The following is a 20,419-nucleotide window of genomic DNA, read 5'->3' as shown; positions in this document are numbered from 1 at the left end:
TGGCGGCCTCGCGGGCGTCGCCCCTCTCAGCAGAACTCTATGACCCGTTCCCCGTTTCGCCGTCTTGTATTCGGCACCGTGCGCCGCCTGCTTTACCTGTGGGTGCGCTCGGAGACGATCAACCAGTCGTCCTTCACCCTCAATCTCGACCGCAGCCGCCCGGTTTTTTATGCGCTGCAACACCCTTCAATGAGCGACCTCGCCGTCCTCGATACCGAGTGCCGCAAGGCCGGTCTGCCGCGCCCGGTACTCTCCGTGGCGGTCGGCAATCTGACCGAGCCGGCCGCGTTTTTCTACCTGACGCCCGAGCCTGACTGGCTGGGGCGCCACGACAAACGCGGCGCACCGCCGACCCTTGAACGTCTGGTCGGCGCGGTCACACAGAACGCTACGGAAGACGCGCAAGTCATTCCGGTCAGCGTCTTCTGGGGCCAGTCCCCGGACAAGGAGGACAGCCCGTGGAAACTGCTGTTTGCCGACAGTTGGAAGGTGACCGGGCGTCTGCGTCGCTTTGTGACCATTCTGATCCTGGGCCGCAAGACCCGCGTGCAGTTCTCGGCACCGGTTCATCTGCGTGAGCTGGTCGATCAGAACAAGGGTTACGAGCGCACGGTGCGCATGGCTCAACGCCTGCTGCGGGTGCATTTCCGCAACCTGAAGACGTCCGTGATCGGCCCGGACCTTTCCCACCGTCGCCATCTGGTCAAAGGGCTGGTGGCGGATCCGCTGGTCAGGCAGGCCATTCTCGACGAGGCCGCACGGGAGAAAATCACCGAAGCCAAGGCCCGGGACAAAGCGCTGCATTATGGCAACGAAATCGCCTCGGACTACACCTACACCGCCATCCGGTTTCTGGAAGTGGTGCTGAGCTGGTTCTGGAACAAGATTTACGACGGCATCAAGGTCAGTCACCTGGAGGGCGTGCAGAACGTCGCCCAGGGCAACGAGATCATTTATGTGCCGTGCCACCGCAGCCACATCGATTATCTGCTGCTGTCGTACCTGCTGTTTCGCAACGGCCTGACCCCGCCGCATATCGCTGCAGGTATCAACCTCAACATGCCGGTGATCGGTGGCCTGCTGCGGCGCGGCGGCGCGTTTTTCATGCGCCGCACGTTCAAGGGCAATCCGCTGTACACCGCGGTGTTCAACGAATACCTGCACACCCTGTTCACCAAAGGTTTCCCGGTGGAGTACTTCGTCGAAGGCGGACGTTCGCGCACCGGGCGCATGTTGCAGCCGAAGACCGGAATGCTGGCGATCACCCTGCGCAGTTTCCTGCGCAATTCGCGCATGCCCATCGTGTTCGTGCCGGTGTACATCGGCTATGAACGGGTGCTGGAAGGCCGGACCTACCTGGGTGAACTGCGCGGTGCAGCGAAGAAGAAAGAGTCGATCTTCGACATTTTCAAAGTCATCGGCGCGCTAAAGCAGCGCTTCGGCCAGGTGTCGGTGAATTTCGGTGAGCCGATCAAGCTGACCGAATTTCTCGACCATGAGCAGCCGGACTGGCGCACTCAGGAACTGGGCCCGGTGTTCAAACCGGCCTGGCTAAACGAGACCACTCACCGTCTGGGCGAACGCGTGGCCCGCCACCTGAACGAAGCGGCGGCGATCAATCCGGTGAATCTGGTGGCGCTGGCGTTGCTGTCGACCGCCAAACACGCGCTGGACGATCAAGCTCTGGCGCGGGTGCTCGATCTGTACCTGACGCTGTTGCGCACCGTGCCCTACTCGCCCCATACCACGCTGCCGGACGGCGATGGTCGCGCCCTGATCGAGCACGTCAAGGACATGAAGCTGCTCTCGGAACTCAGCGATGCGCTGGGCAAGATTCTGTACCTGGACGAGCAAAACGCCGTCCTGATGACCTACTACCGGAACAACGTGCTGCACATTTTCGCGCTGCCTTCGTTGCTGGCCTGCTTCTTCCAGAGCTCGTCGCGGATGAGCCGCGAGCAGATTCTGCGGTATACCCGGGCGCTATATCCGTACCTGCAATCGGAGCTGTTCATCCGCTGGTCGCTGGACGATCTGGATGAGGTCATCGATCAGTGGCTGGCGGCGTTTGTGGAGCAGGGCTTGTTGCGATTCGAGAACGGCGTCTACCTGCGCCCGGCGCCAAGCTCGCGGGCTTTCGTGCTGCTGACGGTGCTGTCGCGGGCGATTGCCCAGACCCTGCAGCGTTTCTACATGGCGATCTCGCTGCTGCTCAACAGCGGTCAGCACACGCTCACTGCCGAGGGGCTTGAGGAGTTATGCACGACGATGGCCCAGCGGTTATCGATCCTGCACGGCCTGAACGCGCCGGAATTTTTCGACAAAAGTCTGTTCCGGCATTTCATCCAGACGCTGCTGGATCAGGGCGTCTTGCGCACCGACGCCGCCGACAAACTGAGCTATCACGATATGTTGGGGGATCTGGCGGAAGGCGCCGCCAAACGCGTACTGCCAGCGGAAATCAGGCTGTCGATCCGCCAGGTGGCGCTGCACCGCAGTGATGAAGTCGTCGGGGCCGCGCCGATCGCCTGAGCGACGACGCACGCCTTACCTAACGTTTCACATGACAAGGAAATTCACATGAAACACATCCTGCTCACCCTCATGACCACCGTGCTCGCCGCTTGCGCCCATGGGCCGGACAACCTGCCGGGCTCGGTGGATGGCGAGGTGTTTTACCTGCAGCGCATGGCGCTTCCGCCTACCGCTACGCTTAAGGTTACGCTGCAGGACGTGACGCTGGCCGACGCGCCCGCGCAGATCCTCGCCAGCCAGAATGGCCCGATCAAAGGCCAGGTGCCGCTGCCGTTTCACCTGACCTACGATCAGAAGCAGGTCCAGGCGGGACACACCTACTCGGTCAGCGCGCGCATCGAAGTGGACGGCAAGCTGCTGATGATCAGCACCGAGCGCTACACGGTGGACCTGACGCTGGACGAAAAACCGCCCGTCAAAATTCGTTTGAGCCCGGCCCGTTGATCGGGCGTGGATCACAGACCGCTGAAAAGGACATTACCCATGTTGCGTCGCTCTCTTTCGTTCACTGGCGTGTGCGCCGGCCTGCTGTTGTCGGCCAGAGCCTTCGCGCTGTCGCTCAATGATCTGTCTCAATCGGACGCCACCGGCGGGCTGAAGGATGCCCTGACCCAAAGCGCGCAGGTCGCCGTCAAGCAACTGGGCGTGCCCGGCGGGTTCAGCAACAACAAGGACGTGCGCATCGAACTGCCCGGCAACCTGGGCAAGGTCGCCAAGAAGATGAAGCAGTTCGGCATGGGCGCGCAGGTCGATCAGCTGGAAAACAGCATGAACCAGGCGGCGGAAGCAGCAATGCCCCAGGCGCAGACGTTGCTGGTCGACGCCGTGAAAAAGATGAGCGTGTCGGACGCCAAGGCCATCCTCGGCGGCGGCAAGGACTCCGCCACCCAGTACCTGAGCACCTCCAGCCGCGAACAGATCCGCGCCAAATTCCTGCCCATCATCAAACAGGCCACTGACAAAGTCGGCCTGGCGCAGAAATACAACGCCTTCGCCGGACAGGCCGCGACCCTGGGCGTGCTGGACGCGAAGAGCTCAAACATTGAAGGCTACGTCACCGAGAAGGCGTTGAACGGATTGTTCGAGATGATCGCCAAACAGGAGGAAACCATCCGCGCCAACCCGGCAGCGGCGGCGACCGGTCTGGCGAAGAAGGTGTTCGGCGCGTTATGAGACGCGCCGTGGCGGGTTAAGCGATCAAACCTCGACCCGCTCATCCTTTTTCACCCTGAACCACGCCGCATACAGTGCGGGCAAAAACAGCAGGGTGAGTGCGGTAGCGACGATCAGGCCGCCCATGATGGCGACGGCCATGGGCCCGAAAAACACGCTGCGTGACAGCGGAATCATCGCCAGCACCGCCGCCAGCGCGGTGAGCACGATAGGCCGGAAGCGCCGCACCGTCGCTTCGATGATCGCCTGCCAGCGGTCCAGACCCGCCGCGATGTCCTGCTCGATCTGGTCGACCAGAATCACCGAGTTACGCATGATCATCCCCGACAGCGCGATGGTGCCCAGCATCGCCACAAAGCCGAATGGTTGGTTGAACAGCAGCAGAAACAGCGTTACCCCAATAAGCCCCAGGGGCGCGGTCAGAAACACCATGAACGTGCGGGAGAAACTGCGCAGCTGAATCATCAGCAAGGTCAGTACCACCACGATGAACAGCGGCACCCCGGCGTTCACCGAGTTCTGCCCGCGGGCCGAATCTTCCACCGTGCCGCCCACCTCCAGCAGGTAACCGTCCGGCAACTCGGCGCGCACGTCTTCCAGCGTCGGCAGAATCTGTTTGACCAGCGTTGCCGGTTGCTCCTTGCCGTAGATGTCAGCGCGCACCGTCACGTTCGGCAGCCGGTTGCGGTGCCAGATGATGCCCTCCTCAAAACCGTATTCCAGGGTCGCCACCTGGGACAGCGCGACACTGCTGCCGTTGCTGGTCGGCACCGACAGGCTGGCGAGGCTGCCCAGTTCATGGCGCTCCTGCTCCGTGCCGCGCAGCAGGATTTCGATCAGCTCGTCGTCCTCGCGGTACTGGCTCACGCTCGACCCGGTCAACTGGCTTTGCAGGAAACGCGACAGGTCGGCAGTGGTTACGCCCAGCGCCCTGGCCCGATCCTGATCGACATTCAGGTAGACGACCTTGCTCGGCTCCTCCCAGTCCAGATGCACATTGACCACATGGGGGTTTTCCCGGACCTTCGCCGCCACCTTGCGGGCCAGCGCGCGCACCTCGTCGATGTGCTCGCCCGTGACGCGAAACTGCACCGGATAGCCCACGGGCGGGCCGTTTTCCAGGCGGGTGACGCGGGGCCGCAGCATCGGGAATTGCTCATCCAGCGTCTGGATCAACCAGGTGCGCAGCGCCTCGCGGTCTTCGATGGTTTTCGCGAGCACAACGAACTGGGCAAAACTGGCCGCGGGCAATTGCTGATCCAGGGGCAGGTAAAACCGCGGAGAACCGGTGCCGACATAGGCCACGTAATTTTCGACGCCGGCGTGGTCCTTGATCATCGCTTCCAGCCGCTTGACCTGCTCGGCGGTGCTGGTCAGCGAGGCACCTTCAGCAAGCTTCAAGTCGACCATCAACTCCAGCCGGCCCGATGCCGGGAAGAACTGTTGTGGCACGAAGCGGAACATGAAAATCGACAGGGCAAATAGCGCAATAGTCAGCACGATGACCGTTTTGCGGCGGCGCACACACCAGCCCACCAGCCCGCGAACACGTCGGTAGAACGGCGTGCCGTAAGGATCCGGCGCGTGGGCACCGACGCCATGTTTGGCGGCATGGATTTTTGCCAGGTCCGGCAACAGCCGCGCGCCCAGATACGGCACGAACACCACCGCAGCAATCCACGAGGCGATCAGCGCAATGGTGACCACCTGAAAGATCGAGCGGGTGTACTCGCCGGTGCTCGACTGCGCGGTGGCGATGGGCAGGAAACCTGCTGCGGTGATCAGCGTGCCGGTAAGCATCGGGAACGCGGTGCTGGTCCAGGCGAAGCTGGCGGCCTTCAGCCGGTCGTAACCCTGCTCCATTTTGATCGCCATCATTTCCACGGCGATGATTGCGTCGTCCACCAACAAGCCCAACGCCAGCACCAATGCGCCGAGGGATATCTTGTGCAGGCCGATGCCCAGGTAATACATGCAGGCGAATGTCATCGCCAGCACCAGCGGAATCGCCAGTGCCACCACCATCCCGGTGCGCACGCCCAGAGAGAAAAAGCTCACCAGCAGCACAATGCCCAACGCCTCGGCGAGCACCTGCACAAATTCGCCAACGCTGGTCTTCACCGCCGCTGGCTGGTCCGAGACTTTGCGCAGCTGCATGCCGGCAGGAAGGTTGTTCTGTAAGCGCACGAACTCCGTCTCCAGCGCACGGCCGAGCACCAGAATGTCACCGCCGTCTTTCATGGCGACGGCGAGCCCGATGGCGTCCTGACCCATGAAACGCATTTGCGGCGCGGGCGGATCGTTGAAGCCACGGCGCACATCGGCCAGATCACTGATGCGGAACGTGCGATCACCCACGCGAATCGGGAAGCTGCGAATCTCGTCGACGGTCTGAAAACGCCCGGTCACGCGCAATTGAACACGCTCGCTGGGCGTCTCGAAAAAGCTCGCCGCCACCACGGCGTTCTGCGCTTCCAGCGCTTGCTGCACCGATTGCATCGGCAGGCCTAGGGTCGCGAGTTTGACATTGGAGAGTTCGATCCAGATCTTCTCGTCCTGTAGACCGAGCAACTCGACCTTGCCGACGTCCTTGACCCGCTGCAGCTGGATCTGGATGCGATCGGCGTAGTCCTTCAGCACTGCGTAATCGAACCCCTCCCCCGTCAGCGCGTAGATATTGCCGAACGTGGTGCCGAATTCATCGTTGAAGAACGGGCCCTGCACGCCGGCCGGAAGGTTCTGACGGATGTCGCTGATCTTCTTGCGGATCTGATACCAGAGTTCCGGCAGCCGCGCGGAAACCAATGAGTCTCGGGCGACAAACGTGACCTGGGATTCACCGGGCCGCGAGAACGAGACAATGCGCTCGTAATCGCCGGTTTCCATCAACTTCTTTTCAATTCGATCAGTGACTTGTCGCGACACCTCTTCGGCACTCGCGCCCGGCCAGAGCGTACGAATGACCATGGCTTTGAAGGTGAAGGGCGGGTCCTCACTCTGGCCCAGTTTGGTGTAGGACAGCGCACCGACTGCGGCCAGCAGGATCATGAGATACAGGACCATCTGCCGATTACGCAGGGCCCATTCGGAAAGATTGAAACGCATGCCCCTACTCCTTCGCCGCCAGCTTCACCGCCCGATTACTGCGGTCGACCGGGCGCACCTGCTCGCCCTCGTGGAGCACGTGCACACCCGCTGCGACGACCCAGTCGCTGGCCTGCAAGCCGCTGAGCACCGGCACGGTTTCCTGGCCGTAGGCGCCGACCTGCACTGGCGTGCGTTTCAGGGTGGCATCGCTTTGCAGACGCCAGACATAGGTCACGCCGTTTTCGGCGGTCAGCGCGGAAAGCGGCACGGACAACGGAACAGCGTGTTCGGACTGGATGTAAACCCGAGCGCTCTGGCCCAGCTCGGCCGGGACCTTCCCGCTGGCGAAAGCGATGCGCGCGGCGAAGGTGCGCGAACGTGGATCGGCAGCGGGCGAGAGCTCACGGATGCGGCCCGGAAAACGCTGCTCGCGCTGGGTCCAGAGTTCGACGGAAACCGGATCACCGATCTTGAAGCGGCCGTAATTCTGCTCCGGAAGGCTGATCGACACTTCGCGCTCGCCGTCAGCGGCCAGAGTGAAGACGGTCTGCCCGGCCGCCACCACCTGACCGACTTCCACCAATCGTCTGGCGATGACACCGTTTTGCGACGCACGAAGCACGGCGTAGCCGGTCTGATTGTCGGCAACGGTCAATTCAGCCTTGAGCTGTCTAAGACGGGCGTCTGCGGCGCGGTAGGTGTTTTCGGCATTGTCGTACAGCGACTTGCTGACCATCTGCCGGTCCATCAGCGTTTTGTAGCGGTCGCGCTCGGAGCGGACTGTCTGCAGGTTGGCGTCGGCAGCGGCAACCTGAGCGCGGGTGGCGTCCTGCTGCAAGCGCACGTCCTGGGCATCGAGCTCGGCCAGCGGCTCATTGACGGTGACCCGCTCGCCTTCTTCGACCAGACGCTTGCTGACCTTGCCAGAAATGCGGAAAGCAAGTTCCGGCTCAAAGCGAGCGCGGACCTCGCCCGGATAGCTGTCCATGGACTGGGCAGACGGCAACGGTTGCACCACCATGGCAGGCCGCACTGCGGCGGTCACCGGTGCCTCCTTGCCGCAACCGGAAAGTGCCACCATGAGACTGACCGGCAGGGCAAGAAGCAGGGCATCGCGGAGCATGATGAGGCACCTTGGCAAGAGAGCTTTGAATAATTGTACCGGCGAGTATATTTAAAATTACCGAACTGAACAGTCCACTAATCAAACGAAGACGCCTGACAACGCCATGACTGACTCGACCTCCTCCACCGGACCCGGCCGCCCCAAGGATCTGGCCAAGCGCCAGGCTATTCTCGAAGCCGCCAAAAACCTGTTCGTCCGCAATGGTTACGCCAACACCAGCATGGATGCCGTTGCCGCTGAAGCCGGAGTTTCCAAGCTCACGGTGTACAGCCACTTCACCGACAAGGAGACATTGTTTTCCTGCGCGGTGGTTGCGCGCTGTGAGGAGCAGGTGCCGGGGTTGTTCGTGGATGTGCCGATGGGTGAGCCCGTCGAGAAAGTATTGCTGGGTATTGCCAGAGGATTTCAGACGCTGATCAACAGCCCTGAGTCCATCGATTTGCATCGCCTGATGATCACCCTGGGAACCCAAGGGTCTTCATTGTCTCAAGTATTTTTCGAAGCGGGACCACAGCGCATCCTGCATGAGATGGAACGGTTTCTGACCAAACTGAACGGCACGAACGGTCTGCGCTTCGAATCGCCTGCTGGCGCAGCGGGGCACTTTTTGTGTTTGATCAAAGGGGTGTGCAATTTCAGGCTGCTGATCGGCACCGGCGAACTGCCGGATGAGCAGACCGCGGAGCACCATGTGCGGGAAGTGGTAGCGTTGTTTCTCAAGGCGTATCGGGTTTAGGGCGATAACTACGAGGGTGCGCACGCGGGCCTCTTCCCGGCTGAAGCCGGTCCTACAACACCGCGCGCGCCCGTGGGACTGGCGGAGGGATCAGCGAGGCTCGTGCATCGGGCAGCCGTTGTGGCTGGCGCGGAAGCCTGAAGACAGCTCATAGGACGGCTTGCGAACCCGCATGACGCCGCCGAGTGGCCGGTGTTCGACCACGCCATGCCAGGGGCTGAAGGCCATGCCGTCGTCGATTTCCTGCTGGCGTTCTTCCGACCAGCTGTCCTGGAGCGGCACTTCAATACGGGCCACGGTCACGAACGGGCTCAGCTCTGCCGGCCATTCCACCGAAGCATCTTCAATCGGCATTTTTTCAAGGTCGGTGGCGAGCTGGATACGCACGTCCCACACCCCTCCCTTGCTCGCGAAGTGACTGCGCACCGCTTCGCGCAAACCGTCGGGATGGTCATTCAGGTCCACCTTCTGGTCGGTCAACGCGGTGAGCTCGGGGGAGACAGGCACCACGCTCAGCTTGGCGTAATGGCGGCCGTAAAGAAACGGCACCACAGTGTTATAGGTTTCACCCAGTAAGTGGGTCATCGGATGCCCGCCCAGTGATTTGAGCGTGCCACTCTCCCCGCCCATCGCTTCGACCGTCGACTCCAGGCCACGAAACAACGCCGACAGCGCTTTCTTCATGTTGGGCACTTTGTCGGTGGTCTTGGCCAGCAGCTTCAAGGTCTTGAGAAAATCCTTCGGCGTGGCGGCCGTGAACGCCTTGGCGTTCTGCATCACGAAGTCCTGGGTAACCTGCCCTTCACTGCCCGGCAGGCGTGCGCCCTGCACACCGACCAGCTTGATGGCCAGACCGCGCGGCGTTGACACTTTGTCGTCGAGCACATCCCCGGGATTGGTTGAAAAGCGCATCTTCACGTCCAGCGTGCCGGGATAGGCGAAGACACCCTGCGCCAACTCGGGCGGCAGATTATCCAGAATGTGGATCTGCCCATGCAGCAATCCATGGGCTTTGGCATGCACGCTGCGTATGGCATGGCCGCCATCCTTGTAGGTGGTTTCCAGAATACTGTGCATGGCCTCGGCGAGTTCTTTGCTCGTCTGAGCCTCGTCATCGGGTATCTGCTCGAAGTGCGGCTCGAACGGCAATGGGGTTACAGACAAAGTGGAAGCGCTCATCGGTTATCTCCGGCTACGGATCAGGTCAGGTTTGTCTCCGACGAGCCCACTCATACGGTGGATTTTCTGGCATCGGCACAGCAGATGACTGCGCCGATGATTGCCGGGTTCATCTAATCGGATGAAGTTCACGGCCGCGCGATTTTCAACGCCTTGATCGGGTAAATGTCGTAGCGGCTGGATTTGCCGTCCAGCGCGTAGGACGGCTTGGCGCCTTCGATGCTTGGCGCCTTGCGAGGGCGTTTGACCACGACGCGGTGGCTGGCCAGCGCCAGCGCCGCTTCCAGCAACGCCGGAGCGTCCATGTCATCGCCCACCAGAGGCCGGAACAGGCGCATTTCCTTTTTCACCAGCGCGGTTTTTTCCCGATGAGGAAACATCGGATCAAGGTAAATGACCTGGGGCGGCTCGCCTTCCCATTGGCGAATCAGCTCAATGGAATTGCCGGTCAACAGGCGCATCTGCGCGATGATCCCGCCCACCTCCAGGTCCCTCACCCCACGCGCCAGGCCGTCTTCAAGCAGCGCGGCGATGATCGGCTGCCGCTCGATCAGGCTCACTTCGCAGCCCAGACTCGCCAGCACAAAGGCGTCCTTGCCCAGCCCCGCCGTGGCATCCAGCACCCGAGGCCGCACGCCCGGCTGAATGCCCACGGCCTTGGCGATCATCTGCCCGCTGCCGCCGCCAAACAGACGCCGATGGGCCGCCTTGCCCTCGATGAAATCCACTCGGACCGGGCCCGGCGCGTCGTCACCCAGTTGCTGCAATTGCAGGCCGTCTTCGGCCACTTGCAGGGCGAAATCCGCGTCGGCGTCGGCCAGCGGCAAACCCAGTCGCTGCGCCCATTGCGCTGCGGTGTCCTGCCCGTCGGAGGTCAGGCTGTCGACCCGAATGCGGCTGCCCGCGTGTTGCTCAGTCATTGTCTCTATACGCTCAAATATTCTTAATGATTGGCAACGGCTGCCGATAACAAAAGTATCCGGCATTTTGCCAGACCCACGGGCTGTACTGAGCGCTTATGTCAGACATTCAGCAAACCTCCTCGATAGGCTATTTGACGTACGCAGGCGACTACAGCGTACGCAATACCCAAACCCTGAGCGGCGTCACGCAGCTCTGGCAGGACGCGTTTGCTCGTGCGATGGCTCAACAGGTCGATGACAACGCAGGCGAAACCCCGGAATACAGCGCCGTTGCCGCGACGGACAACCAGACCGGCGAGCCGATTGCCGGTGCTACCGCGCTGGACAAGATCGTCGAGCAACGTGAATGCCCGGTTCAGGACAAGGAAATCGCGCCGCCGGAGCCGCTGTTCCTGCCGATCGCCGAGTTCGAATGGGACCTGGCCGACAAGCCCGCCAAGCCGTTCACCGCGTTGGAAATGATCGAGCAGCAGCGCAACCTCGAATTCGATGACAACTGGGTTCGCCCGACCGTCCTCAACCCGTACGATGACAGCGTAGAACCCGGCCCGGGCCCTCAGCCTCGCCCACTGTTCCTGCCGATTGCCGAGTTCGAGTGGAACCTGGCCGACAAGCCTGCGACGCCTTTCAGCACTGAAGAAATGACCGAGCAGCAGCGTCATCTGGCCTTCGATAACGGCTGGGCGCGGCCGATTGTGCTGCAGAACCTTCGTCTCGCGGCCTGACGCCTGGTTTAACCCAACCGAACCGCGCAACCTCGTTCGCTGCCTTTAGCGACACACCCGCCAGCGTCCCATGTCCAGGTGAAAGTGGTTTCGGTGCGCGGCGTTGTAGTCCGGGCTCAGCACCGTATTGAATTGCTGGCAGGCGCCATCCCGCACCAACCGCAGAAAACGCCCCTCGTCGCCGTCGTCTTTCCAGTCCTTGAGCACCGAAATCCGGCGCCCGTCTGCCAGGCGAAATCCGGCGATGTCCAGCGCGTTGGCGGTGGCGTGCTGGCTCAGGCGGCCTTCGCTGCGGTTGTAGATGTTGCGGCAGGCAAAGCTGCCGAGGTGATCGACCCGCGCGACCTTTTGCCCGAATACGGCCTGGGCCGCTGGCTGCAGTTGATGAATATCGAACAGCGCATACGCCACCGCCAGGCGACAACTGGACAGAAAACTGCTGCTCAGCGCGACGTCGCCGCCCTGGATCCGCAAGGTGTTGGTCAGCGGGCATTTGGCGTCGGCGGCACTGTCGGCCTGGTGCGTGTAACGCAGGGTCGAGGTGTGCAGCGCGGCCTCGCACAACGCCGGATCCTCCTGCAATCGCCAGAGCTTGAACGGCGTAATGAGATTGGGCTCGTCCTGCACATTCAACGGCGCCCACGGGTTCCAGCGGTCAGCGACAGGCAACCAGCCACGCCAGATCGATACCGCGACCGCCGCGCCGATCAAAATCAGTAGAAGAAAGAGGGTCGAGCCGCGCATGCAGGGAGGTTCTCGTCTGACGGAGGGATGAGTCCACCCTATCTCGACCTCAGAGCAGCCCGAGTTGCTCCACTTGCCGACCGCGATCGAGTTGCGGCAGATCGGGCAGGCCCGGCAGCAGGGTCATCAACTGACGGTGAAAACGACGGGCCAGTTGGGGCGAGGCGATGTTGTCAGGGGTGTGCAGGAACACCGAGGGCGTACGCCCCTCCTCGATCCAGCCGGCCACCTTTTCCGCCCATTGCACGATGAAGCCTTCGTTGATCGCCTCATCCGGCCCGCCAATAAAGCGCACTTGGGGAAAGGACGTCAGCGCCGCCGGCCGCGGCGGCACTTTGGGCTTCTTCGATTGCGCATGAAGCACGGCAGGCTCACTGGAAACGCAACTGAACAGCGGCCGGGAATCCAGACAGATGCGCTCGACGCCGCGGTCGCGCAACAGGCGGTTGAGCTGGCGCTCGTCTTCGCCCTTGGTGAAAAACGCCATGTTGCGCACTTCCACCGCCAGCGGCCGGCCTTCCAGCGCATCAATGAACGCGCCCAGCTCATTCAGTCGATGGGGGCCGAAACTGGCCGATAGCTGCAGCCACAGCGGTTCAAGCCTCGACCCCAATGGCGCCAGCAGTTGCAGGAAATCCTCCACCGCGCCCAAGTGCTCGCGCAGGTCGCCGGCATGGCTGATGTCACGGGGAATTTTGGCGCTGAAGCGGAAGTGCTCGGGCAAGGCGTCCGCCCAACGCTGGACGATCTCGGGTTTGGGACGGGCGTAGAACGTGGTGTTGCCTTCGACGGCATTGAAGACCTGCGCGTACAACCCAAGCAAATCCAGGTCTGGGGCGTCCGGCGGGTACAGGGACTCACGCCAGGCTTTTTCGCTCCAGGACGGGCAACCGATGTAGTAAGGCGGGTGGGCGAGGTTCAAACGTGGAGGTCGAGCCCGGAGACTTCGAGGTCCCATTCGACGAAGGTCGAGGTCATCAAGTAACTGCTCAACGCATGGGCGACGCGGGTGCTCATGGCACGGGGGAAGATAATGTCTTGCTGACGCGCGGGCACATTGGCCGTGGTCCCGGTCTGGCGACGGGCCACTTGCGGGTTCACCTCGATCTCATCGTTCACTTCCTCGAACGAGCCTTCCAGCGCCGCAGAATCCTTGCGCGTCTTGCGCTTGATCGGGTAGGTACGTGGTGAAGGACCGGTGATTCGCATCATGCTTACTCGGCGTCTAATAGTGGCAATTTAATCTCACAGTAAGCCCTTAAGCAAACATGCGAACGATAACTAGACCACACTTATTGCGAATTGTTTAAAGCAGCCGGAATTTTCTGCGGATTTATCGCCGAACGGTCATCAACGGTGTGACTTGGTTCGCAGATCCGGCGTACAGCCATGCATTTAGGGGCGGTGGATGCCAGCAATCAGTGAGAGGCGCCTTGCTGGCGAACGCAAATCATCCCGTTACTGCAGTGGTAGTAAATGGCCCAGGTTCGCCAGCAAGCCGGCGCCTACAGATTGATGATCGTGCGTGTACCTGATGTCACGCTCAGCGCGCCTTGGGCGTGGCGACTTTATCGCGCAGGTAAACAGGTTGGGCGTTGTCGGCGACGATGGCTTCGCCACGGTGCCAGGCGAACGTACCGAGGGTCAGCAAGTCCTGCGCGTGGGGCAACAGTGTGGCGTCCCGGGCACTGACAACGGCGGCAATACGCTCGGCATAACCCCAGCCTGTGCCGGCGCCGAACCAGTCGCCCGTTGCAGCGCCTGGCAAAGCGGCCAGCTCCGGCGCCATGACCGCCTCTTCACCCACCGGCTTCATCTCTCCCGCCACTTCGTGGTAGCAACCCCAATAGACTTCGTCCATCCGCGCGTCGATGGCGGCCGCGACCTGAGTGGCGCCCTGCTCACGCAAGGCCCGTTGCGCGAGGGCCGCGAGGTTTGAGACCGGCAGCACCGGGCGATCCAGACCGAAGGCCAGCCCCTGCACCACCCCGATGGCGATGCGCACGCCCGTAAACGCGCCCGGGCCCCGGCCGAATGCGATGGCGTCCAGCGCCGACAGGCCAATGCCCGCCTCGGCCAGCAAGGCCTTGATCATCGGCAGGAGTTTTTGCGCGTGCAGGCGCGGGATCACCTCGTAATGAGTCAGCACTTTGCCGTCATGCAGCAAAGCGACTGAACAGGCTTCAGTGGCGGTGTCCAGGGCCAGCAAGGTGGTCATCGGGGTTTCCATCGTTGTGCGAAAAAAGTGCCGCATTATAAACAACAACGACCCGCAAGCGGGCCGTTGTTCAATGCCGTGAGACGCGAATCAGCTCAGGGCTTCAAGCACCTTGGCGGTGATCTGCTCGACCGTGCCCACGCCTTCGATGTGGCTGCACTTCGGTGTGCCGTCCTGCGTCTGCAGCTTGGTGTAGAAATCTACCAGCGGCTTGGTCTGAGAGTGGTAGACCGACAGGCGATGGCGAACAGTGGCTTCGACGTCGTCCTTGCGCTGAACCAGTGGCTCGCCGGTAACGTCGTCCACACCGTCAACCTTCGGCGGGTTGTACAGGGTGTGGTAAACGCGGCCGGAGCCTTCGTGAACGCGGCGACCGGAGATGCGCTTGACGATCTCTTCGTCATCGACCTTGATCTCGATGACGTGATCGATGGCCAGGCCGGCTTTCTTCAGGGCTTCTGCCTGAGGAATGGTGCGCGGGAAGCCGTCGAACAGGCAACCGCCAGCGCAATCAGGCTCGGACAGGCGATCCTTGATCAGGCCGATGATCAGGTCATCGGAGACCAGGCCGCCGCTGTCCATGACGCTTTTGGCTTGCAGGCCCAGCTCGGTACCGGCCTTGACCGCAGCGCGCAGCATGTCGCCGGTGGAAATCTGCGGAATGTTGAATTTCTCAGTGATGAACTTTGCCTGAGTACCTTTGCCGGCCCCGGGAGCTCCCAGCAGAATCACGCGCATTGTTGTGCTCCTCAAATTTTTATAGAGATATCGTCGGATTCGCCTAAATGGGGCCAATCGCAAAATTTTACTGACCCAACGGCCAAAGGCTGATCAAGATACACAGCCGATTCATGCCGCACAAGACGCCGAAAGTCGCAGTAACCCGCGAAAAACCAGTAGCTTGGCATCGATCGGCGCAAGGGCGGGACGACGTGCAACTCGGTAAGGCTGCACTGCTCGCAACGCATCCGGCGCGCCCGAATCAACACCCTCGTCCTGATTCGGTCGCGCGCGCTGCCCCGTCAGCCGGTGTTGCGCAATCCGGCGGCAATGCCTGCGACAGACACCAGCAGCGCCTGCACCAGCGGACTGTCCAGACTCGCTTCCTGCTGGCGGGAGCGTGCCAGCAACTCCGCCTGCAATAAATGAAGCGGGTCGAGGTAGGTGTTGCGCAGGCTGATGAACTTCAGCGTTTCAGGGCTATGGGCCAACAGCCGGGACTGACCCGTAAGGCCAAGAACCACGTCACACGCCTGCGACAATAGGCCGCGCAAATGCCCCCCCAAATGCAGCAGTTTCGGCTCCACCAGACGTTCGTCGTAGAGCTGGGCGATGTCACTGTCGGCCTTGGCCAGCACCATTTCCAGCATGTCGATGCGGGTGCGGAAGAACGGCCATTGTTCACGCATCTCGGCGAGCAGATCGCCCTGACCGCGCTCCAGCGCCTTGCTCAACGCGTTTTCCCAGCCCAGCCATGCGGGCAGCATGAGGCGCGTCTGGGTCCAGGCAAAAATCCACGGAATCGCGCGCAGACTTTCGACCCCGCCTTCGCGGCGCTTGGCCGGTCGGCTGCCCAAGGGCAAGCGTCCCAATTCCTGTTCCGGCGTGGCCTGACGGAAGTATTCGACGAACTCCGGGTCTTCCCGCACCACGGCGCGGTAGGCTTTCACGCCATCTGCCGCCAGTTCGTCCATCACTTGGCGCCAGGCCGGTTGCGGCATCGGCGGCGGTTGCAGCGTGGCCTCCAGGACCGCGGCCAGATACAGGTTGAGGTTCTGCTCGGCGATGTCCGGCAGGCCGAATTTGAAGCGGATCATCTCGCCCTGTTCGGTGGTCCGGAAACGCCCCGCCACCGAGCCGGGCGGCTGCGACAGAATCGCTGCGTGGGCAGGGCCGCCGCCTCGACCGACCGTACCGCCGCGACCGTGGAACAGCAGCAGCTCAACCTCTTGCGCGCGGCAGATCTCAACCAGTTTTTCCTGCGCCCGGTACTGCGCCCAGGCCGCGGCGGTGGTGCCGGCGTCCTTGGCCGAATCCGAGTAACCGATCATGACTTCCTGCGGACCTTCCAGGCTTCGGCGGTAGGCCGGAATGCTCAACAGCTGCTCAATCACCGGGCCGGCGTTGTCCAGGTCGGCGAGGGTTTCGAACAGCGGCACGACGCGCATGGAGCGCTGCAGCCCGGCTTCCTTCAATAACAGTTGAACGGTGAGCACATCGGAGGCCGCGCCGGCCATGGAAATCACATACGACCCCAGCGACGCCGCCGGCGCAGCCGCTACTTCACGGCAGGTCGCCAACACTTCGGCGGTGTCCGCTTCAGGGCTGAAATGCGCGGGCAGCAGCGGGCGCTTGTTGTCCAGTTCTCGCAGCAGGAAGTCGATGCGGGTCGGCTCATCCCACTCGTCATAGCGGCCGAGCCCGAGGTATTCGGTGATCTCGCTCATGGCCGAGCTGTGCCGCGTGGAATCCTGGCGCACGTCGAGCTTCACCAGGAACAGGCCAAAGGTCACCGCGCGGCGCAAACAGTCGAGCAGCGGGCCATCAGCGATCACCCCCATGCCGCATTCATGCAGTGAGTCGAAACACAGTTGCAGCGGCTCGAGCAGCTCGCGGTTGTCGTGCAAAACGTCTTCCGGTGCGACCTGGGTGACACTCAATGAGGCATGGGCCCAGTTGCGCGTGGCCCGAAGCCGCTCGCGCAGCTGTTTCAGAACACTGCGGTAAGGTTCGGCGCTGTCGCCCGCCGCTTCCATCAGCGCAGGGCTGGCTTGCTGCATCGACAACTCGGCGGCCAGTTGATCGACGTCGCGCAAGTACAAATCGGCGGCCATCCAGCGCGCCAGTAGCAACACTTCACGGGTGACAGCGGCGGTCACATTGGGGTTACCGTCGCGGTCACCGCCCATCCAGGAAGCGAAGCGAATCGGCGCCGCTTCCAACGGCAGGTGCAGGCCGGTCGCGGCGTGCAGCGCCTGATCGGCCTTGCGCAGGTAGTTGGGAATCGCTTGCCACAGGGAATTCTCGATGACCGCAAACCCCCACTTCGCCTCGTCGACAGGGGTGGGGCGAACGCGGCGGATTTCTTCGGTGTGCCACGCCTCGGCAATGAGTCGCTGCAAGCGCTCGGTGATCTGCTCACGCTCGTGGCGATTCAAATCGCGATGATCAAGGGCGGCCAGTTGCGCAGCGATGGCGTCGTACTTCTGAATCAGCGTGCGCCGCGCGACTTCGGTGGGGTGCGCGGTGAGCACCAGCTCGATTTCCAGCGTGGTCAATTGCCGCGCCAGCGCCTCTGGCGTCTGCCCGGCCTGCTTCAGGCGTTCCAGCAGCTCAGGCAGCACGCGGGATTCAAACGGCTGCGGCTTGCTGTCATCGCGACGATGAATCAGCTGATATTGCTCGGCGATGTTCGCCAGATTGAGGAATTGGTTAAACGCACGCGCGACCGGCAGCAACTCATCTTCGCCCAGACCCTCAAGACTGGAGCTAAGCTGCTCAGTGCCTTGAGTCGACGCGTGTCGGTCTGCCTTCGCGCTTTTACGGATGCGCTCGATCTTCTCGAGGAAATCAGCACCGTGCTGATCACGAATGGTGTTGCCCAACAGCTCACCCAGCAGGTGAACGTCCTCGCGCAATCGTGCATCGATATCAGCCATCCAGCCCTCTCCTTCAGCTTTATTGTTTTTACCGGCGAGTCCTTGCAGGGGTCCATTCGCTGCTGCCGAACGGAACGCCCTGCGGGGTTTCGTTTCTATTGGTGTGTATAGAGCGACAAATTGATGTCCCTACGCAACCCTCGACGCACGTTCACCGCCGGGGAAGCCCGTCTCAGTCACGCCTGACTGTGGCTCAGGCCCACGTCCAACGCCCGCCGTGCTGCGGGCAATGATGAGGTATTCATGAAGATCCGAGAGCTCGCCGAACAGTGGGAACAGAACGCCAAGGGCCGTCTGACCGAGACCGCCTACGCTATTCATTTGGATGTCGAGGCTGCCGCGCGGCTGGCGGCGATCGCCGAGATGTACCCCAAGCGCACGCCCGAGGAGTTGCTCGGCGAGTTGATCGGCGCGGCGCTGGAGGAACTGGAGGCGAGCTTCCCATACGTGCGCGGCCAGCATGTCGTTGCCACCGATGAGGAAGGCAACCCGCTTTACGAAGACGTCGGCCCCACGCCTCGGTTTCTCGAACTGTCTCGGCGCCACCTTCAGGAAATATCCGATCGGGAAGGCTCTTGAGGGTTGCGTCTGCGACGTCGGTTTCTGACACGTCGAATCCGCTACGAGCGGCGTCAGGCCGGCAATGTCAGGAGCAAACCGGCGTCATTTTTTTGAGCGTCAATTTTACAACACGTAACAAAAGCTGACCGGAAGTTTAAAAAAATGTCTGAACTATTCAAAAAACGCAGCGGTCCGACCAGTTAGCCATTGCAGTAAAGCCGTCAGATGACAGCGGAAGTGACGCAACACCATCCATCCGCGTGGGCTGCTGCTGAAATGGAACAACCAGTTTTCAGGAGTAAAGAAATGGAGTTGACCACCATGAACACCAGCACTGCCAAACCAACGTTCAATCGCCTGCGCGGGCTGAAGATGGCTGCACTGGCACTGGGCACCAGCGTTCTTCTGGCTGGTTGCGCAGGTAATCCTCCAAGCGAGCAGTACGCCGTGACCCAATCGGCCGTCAATGCCGCTGTCACCGCCGGCGCTACCGAATACGCCGCTGTTGAAATGAAGTCCGCCCAGGACAAGTTCAAGCAAGCCGAACTGGCGATGCAGGAAAAGAAATACGACGAAGCTCGTAAATACGCCGAACAGGCCGAGTGGGATGCACGTGTAGCCGAGCGTAAGGCTCAGGCCGCGAAGGCACAGAAAGCAGTGCAGGACGCTCGTCAAGGCGTCAATGAGTTGCGTGAAGAAGGCATGCGTCAGGTTCAGCCTGTCACTCAGTAACGCTTCGCAATTCAAGCATTGGCCATTGAGTTAAAGGACGAAAATATTATGCGTAAACAAGTACTTATCCCTGCCCTGCTGGCTTTGAGCGTTGGTCTGGCGGCATGCTCGTCGCAACCGAACGTGAACCTGGAGCAAGCCCGCACCAACTACTCCGCGCTGCAAAGCAATCCGAAATCCACCGAGCTGGCTGCGCTGGAAACCAAAGACGCCAGCGAGTGGCTGGACAAGGCTGACGCTGCGTACCGCAACAATGATGATCAGAAGAAGGTCGATCAGTTGGCCTACCTGACCAATCAGCGCGTTGAACTGGCCAAGCAGACCATCAACCTGAAGACCGCTGAGAATGATCTGAAAGGCGCTGCGGCCCAGCGTGCGCAAGCGCGTCTGGATGCTCGCGATGCTCAGATCAAGGCCCTGCAGAACAGCCTGAACGCCAAGCAGACCGAACGCGGTACGCTGGTGACTTTTGGCGACGTACTGTTTGACCTGAACAAGGCTGAGCTCAAGTCATCCGGTCTGGTCAACGTCAACAAGCTGGCCCAGTTCCTACAAGAAAACCCTGATCGCAAGGTCATCGTTGAAGGCTACACCGACAGCACCGGCTCGGCTGCCTACAACGATTCGCTGTCCGAGCGCCGCGCCAACTCCGTGCGCATGGCGCTGATCAAGATGGGCGTAGGCCCGGAGCGTATCGTTGCTCAGGGTTACGGCAAGGAATACCCGGTGGCTGACAACGCCAGCGCCTCGGGCCGTGCGATGAACCGTCGTGTGGAAGTCACCATCTCCAACGACAACCAGCCAGTAGCACCGCGCTCTTCCATGAAGTAATGCGGTTGTAGCGGCACATAAAGAGCCCCGCCTGTTGAGAGACAGGCGGGGCTTTTTTTGTGGTGCTTTCAGACTGCGAGTACTCCGAAATGACGAGCCTTGCGGGAGCGAGCTTGCTCGTGAATAAGCCTGTTCAGAAGCTGAAGAGGCACGCGTATGTGCCGGCCTCTTCGTGAGCGAGCTCACTCCC

The 20,419-nt window shown here is 61.6% G+C and carries 18 protein-coding genes; 8 read left to right on the top strand and 10 right to left on the bottom strand.

Features of this window, described 5'->3' with window-relative positions; all coding sequences use genetic code 11:
- The first annotated feature begins 39 nt into the window (after positions 1–39).
- From plsB to FX982_RS12690, 3 genes are read left to right on the top strand one after another with little or no spacing between them, the layout of a single operon-like run.
- Positions 40–2,532: a glycerol-3-phosphate 1-O-acyltransferase PlsB gene (plsB, locus tag FX982_RS12700; RefSeq protein WP_172610945.1), complete on the top strand. Its 2,493-nt coding sequence runs from the start codon at positions 40–42 to the stop codon at positions 2,530–2,532.
- 48 nt (positions 2,533–2,580) lie between these two features.
- Entirely contained in the window at positions 2,581–2,979 is a 399-nt protein-coding gene (locus tag FX982_RS12695; RefSeq protein ID WP_122537349.1) for a YbaY family lipoprotein, read from the top strand.
- A 39-nt stretch (positions 2,980–3,018) separates the two neighbouring features.
- Entirely contained in the window at positions 3,019–3,708 is a 690-nt protein-coding gene (locus tag FX982_RS12690; RefSeq protein ID WP_172610944.1) for a DUF4197 domain-containing protein, read from the top strand.
- A 24-nt stretch (positions 3,709–3,732) separates the two neighbouring features.
- Here the strand turns inward: FX982_RS12690 and FX982_RS12685 are convergent, their stop codons facing one another.
- Both FX982_RS12685 and FX982_RS12680 read right to left on the bottom strand, forming a co-directional pair.
- Entirely contained in the window at positions 3,733–6,813 is a 3,081-nt protein-coding gene (locus FX982_RS12685) for an efflux RND transporter permease subunit (RefSeq protein ID WP_172610942.1), read from the bottom strand.
- A gap of 4 nt (positions 6,814–6,817) precedes the next feature.
- Positions 6,818–7,918, bottom strand: coding sequence for an efflux RND transporter periplasmic adaptor subunit (locus FX982_RS12680; protein ID WP_172610940.1), 1,101 nt, complete (start codon positions 7,916–7,918; stop codon positions 6,818–6,820).
- Positions 7,919–8,024: 106 nt separating this feature from the next.
- Here FX982_RS12680 and FX982_RS12675 point away from each other — a divergent pair, with 106 nt between their 5' ends.
- On the top strand, positions 8,025–8,657 hold the full coding sequence (locus FX982_RS12675) for a TetR/AcrR family transcriptional regulator (protein WP_172610938.1): 633 nt from the start codon (positions 8,025–8,027) through the stop codon (positions 8,655–8,657).
- Positions 8,658–8,747: 90 nt separating this feature from the next.
- Here FX982_RS12675 and FX982_RS12670 read toward each other — a convergent pair whose 3' ends face one another.
- Complete coding sequence (locus FX982_RS12670; RefSeq protein ID WP_172610937.1) at positions 8,748–9,836, bottom strand: catalase family protein; 1,089 nt, start codon at positions 9,834–9,836, stop codon at positions 8,748–8,750.
- Positions 9,837–9,964: 128 nt separating this feature from the next.
- Positions 9,965–10,756, bottom strand: a complete 792-nt coding sequence (locus FX982_RS12665; RefSeq protein WP_172610935.1) for a class I SAM-dependent methyltransferase — start codon at positions 10,754–10,756, stop codon at positions 9,965–9,967.
- 98 nt (positions 10,757–10,854) lie between these two features.
- On the opposite strand from FX982_RS12665, the gene FX982_RS12660 reads away from it, so the two are divergent.
- Positions 10,855–11,484 carry an energy transducer TonB gene (locus tag FX982_RS12660; protein WP_172610933.1) on the top strand — a complete coding sequence of 210 codons (630 nt, stop codon included), beginning with the start codon at positions 10,855–10,857 and terminating at the stop codon, positions 11,482–11,484.
- 45 nt (positions 11,485–11,529) lie between these two features.
- Here the strand turns inward: FX982_RS12660 and FX982_RS12655 are convergent, their stop codons facing one another.
- The 6 genes from FX982_RS12655 to ppc all read right to left on the bottom strand — a co-directional run bounded on the left by FX982_RS12655 (position 11,530) and on the right by ppc (position 18,105).
- Positions 11,530–12,228, bottom strand: coding sequence for an extensin-like domain-containing protein (locus FX982_RS12655; RefSeq protein ID WP_172610931.1), 699 nt, complete (start codon positions 12,226–12,228; stop codon positions 11,530–11,532).
- A gap of 49 nt (positions 12,229–12,277) precedes the next feature.
- A complete protein-coding gene (locus FX982_RS12650; protein WP_438826278.1) occupies positions 12,278–13,150 on the bottom strand; it encodes a DUF72 domain-containing protein in 873 nt (290 codons plus the stop codon).
- A complete protein-coding gene (locus FX982_RS12645) occupies positions 13,147–13,437 on the bottom strand; it encodes a hypothetical protein (protein WP_172613045.1) in 291 nt (96 codons plus the stop codon). Before FX982_RS12645 ends, FX982_RS12650 begins: the two co-directional genes overlap by 4 nt.
- A 334-nt stretch (positions 13,438–13,771) precedes the next feature.
- Positions 13,772–14,446 (bottom strand): tRNA (adenosine(37)-N6)-threonylcarbamoyltransferase complex dimerization subunit type 1 TsaB, encoded by a 675-nt coding sequence (gene tsaB / locus FX982_RS12640; RefSeq protein WP_172610927.1) that lies wholly within the window; start codon positions 14,444–14,446, stop codon positions 13,772–13,774.
- 90 nt (positions 14,447–14,536) lie between these two features.
- Positions 14,537–15,184 (bottom strand): adenylate kinase, encoded by a 648-nt coding sequence (gene adk, locus FX982_RS12635; RefSeq protein WP_172610925.1) that lies wholly within the window; start codon positions 15,182–15,184, stop codon positions 14,537–14,539.
- 284 nt (positions 15,185–15,468) lie between these two features.
- Complete coding sequence (gene ppc / locus FX982_RS12630; protein WP_172610923.1) at positions 15,469–18,105, bottom strand: phosphoenolpyruvate carboxylase; 2,637 nt, start codon at positions 18,103–18,105, stop codon at positions 15,469–15,471.
- A 243-nt stretch (positions 18,106–18,348) separates the two neighbouring features.
- Here ppc and FX982_RS12625 point away from each other — a divergent pair, with 243 nt between their 5' ends.
- From FX982_RS12625 to FX982_RS12615, 3 genes are all read left to right on the top strand, one after another.
- On the top strand, positions 18,349–18,684 hold the full coding sequence (locus FX982_RS12625; RefSeq protein ID WP_122537336.1) for a pilin assembly protein: 336 nt from the start codon (positions 18,349–18,351) through the stop codon (positions 18,682–18,684).
- 288 nt (positions 18,685–18,972) lie between these two features.
- Positions 18,973–19,398 (top strand): DUF4398 domain-containing protein, encoded by a 426-nt coding sequence (locus tag FX982_RS12620; RefSeq protein ID WP_074893253.1) that lies wholly within the window; start codon positions 18,973–18,975, stop codon positions 19,396–19,398.
- A 48-nt stretch (positions 19,399–19,446) separates the two neighbouring features.
- Positions 19,447–20,229: an OmpA family protein gene (locus FX982_RS12615; protein WP_172610922.1), complete on the top strand. Its 783-nt coding sequence runs from the start codon at positions 19,447–19,449 to the stop codon at positions 20,227–20,229.
- Positions 20,230–20,419 lie beyond the last annotated feature (190 nt).

The organism is Pseudomonas graminis (assembly GCF_013201545.1).
Classification (GTDB): Bacteria; Pseudomonadota; Gammaproteobacteria; order Pseudomonadales; family Pseudomonadaceae; genus Aquipseudomonas.
This window is presented reverse-complemented; position numbering and strand designations above follow the sequence as displayed.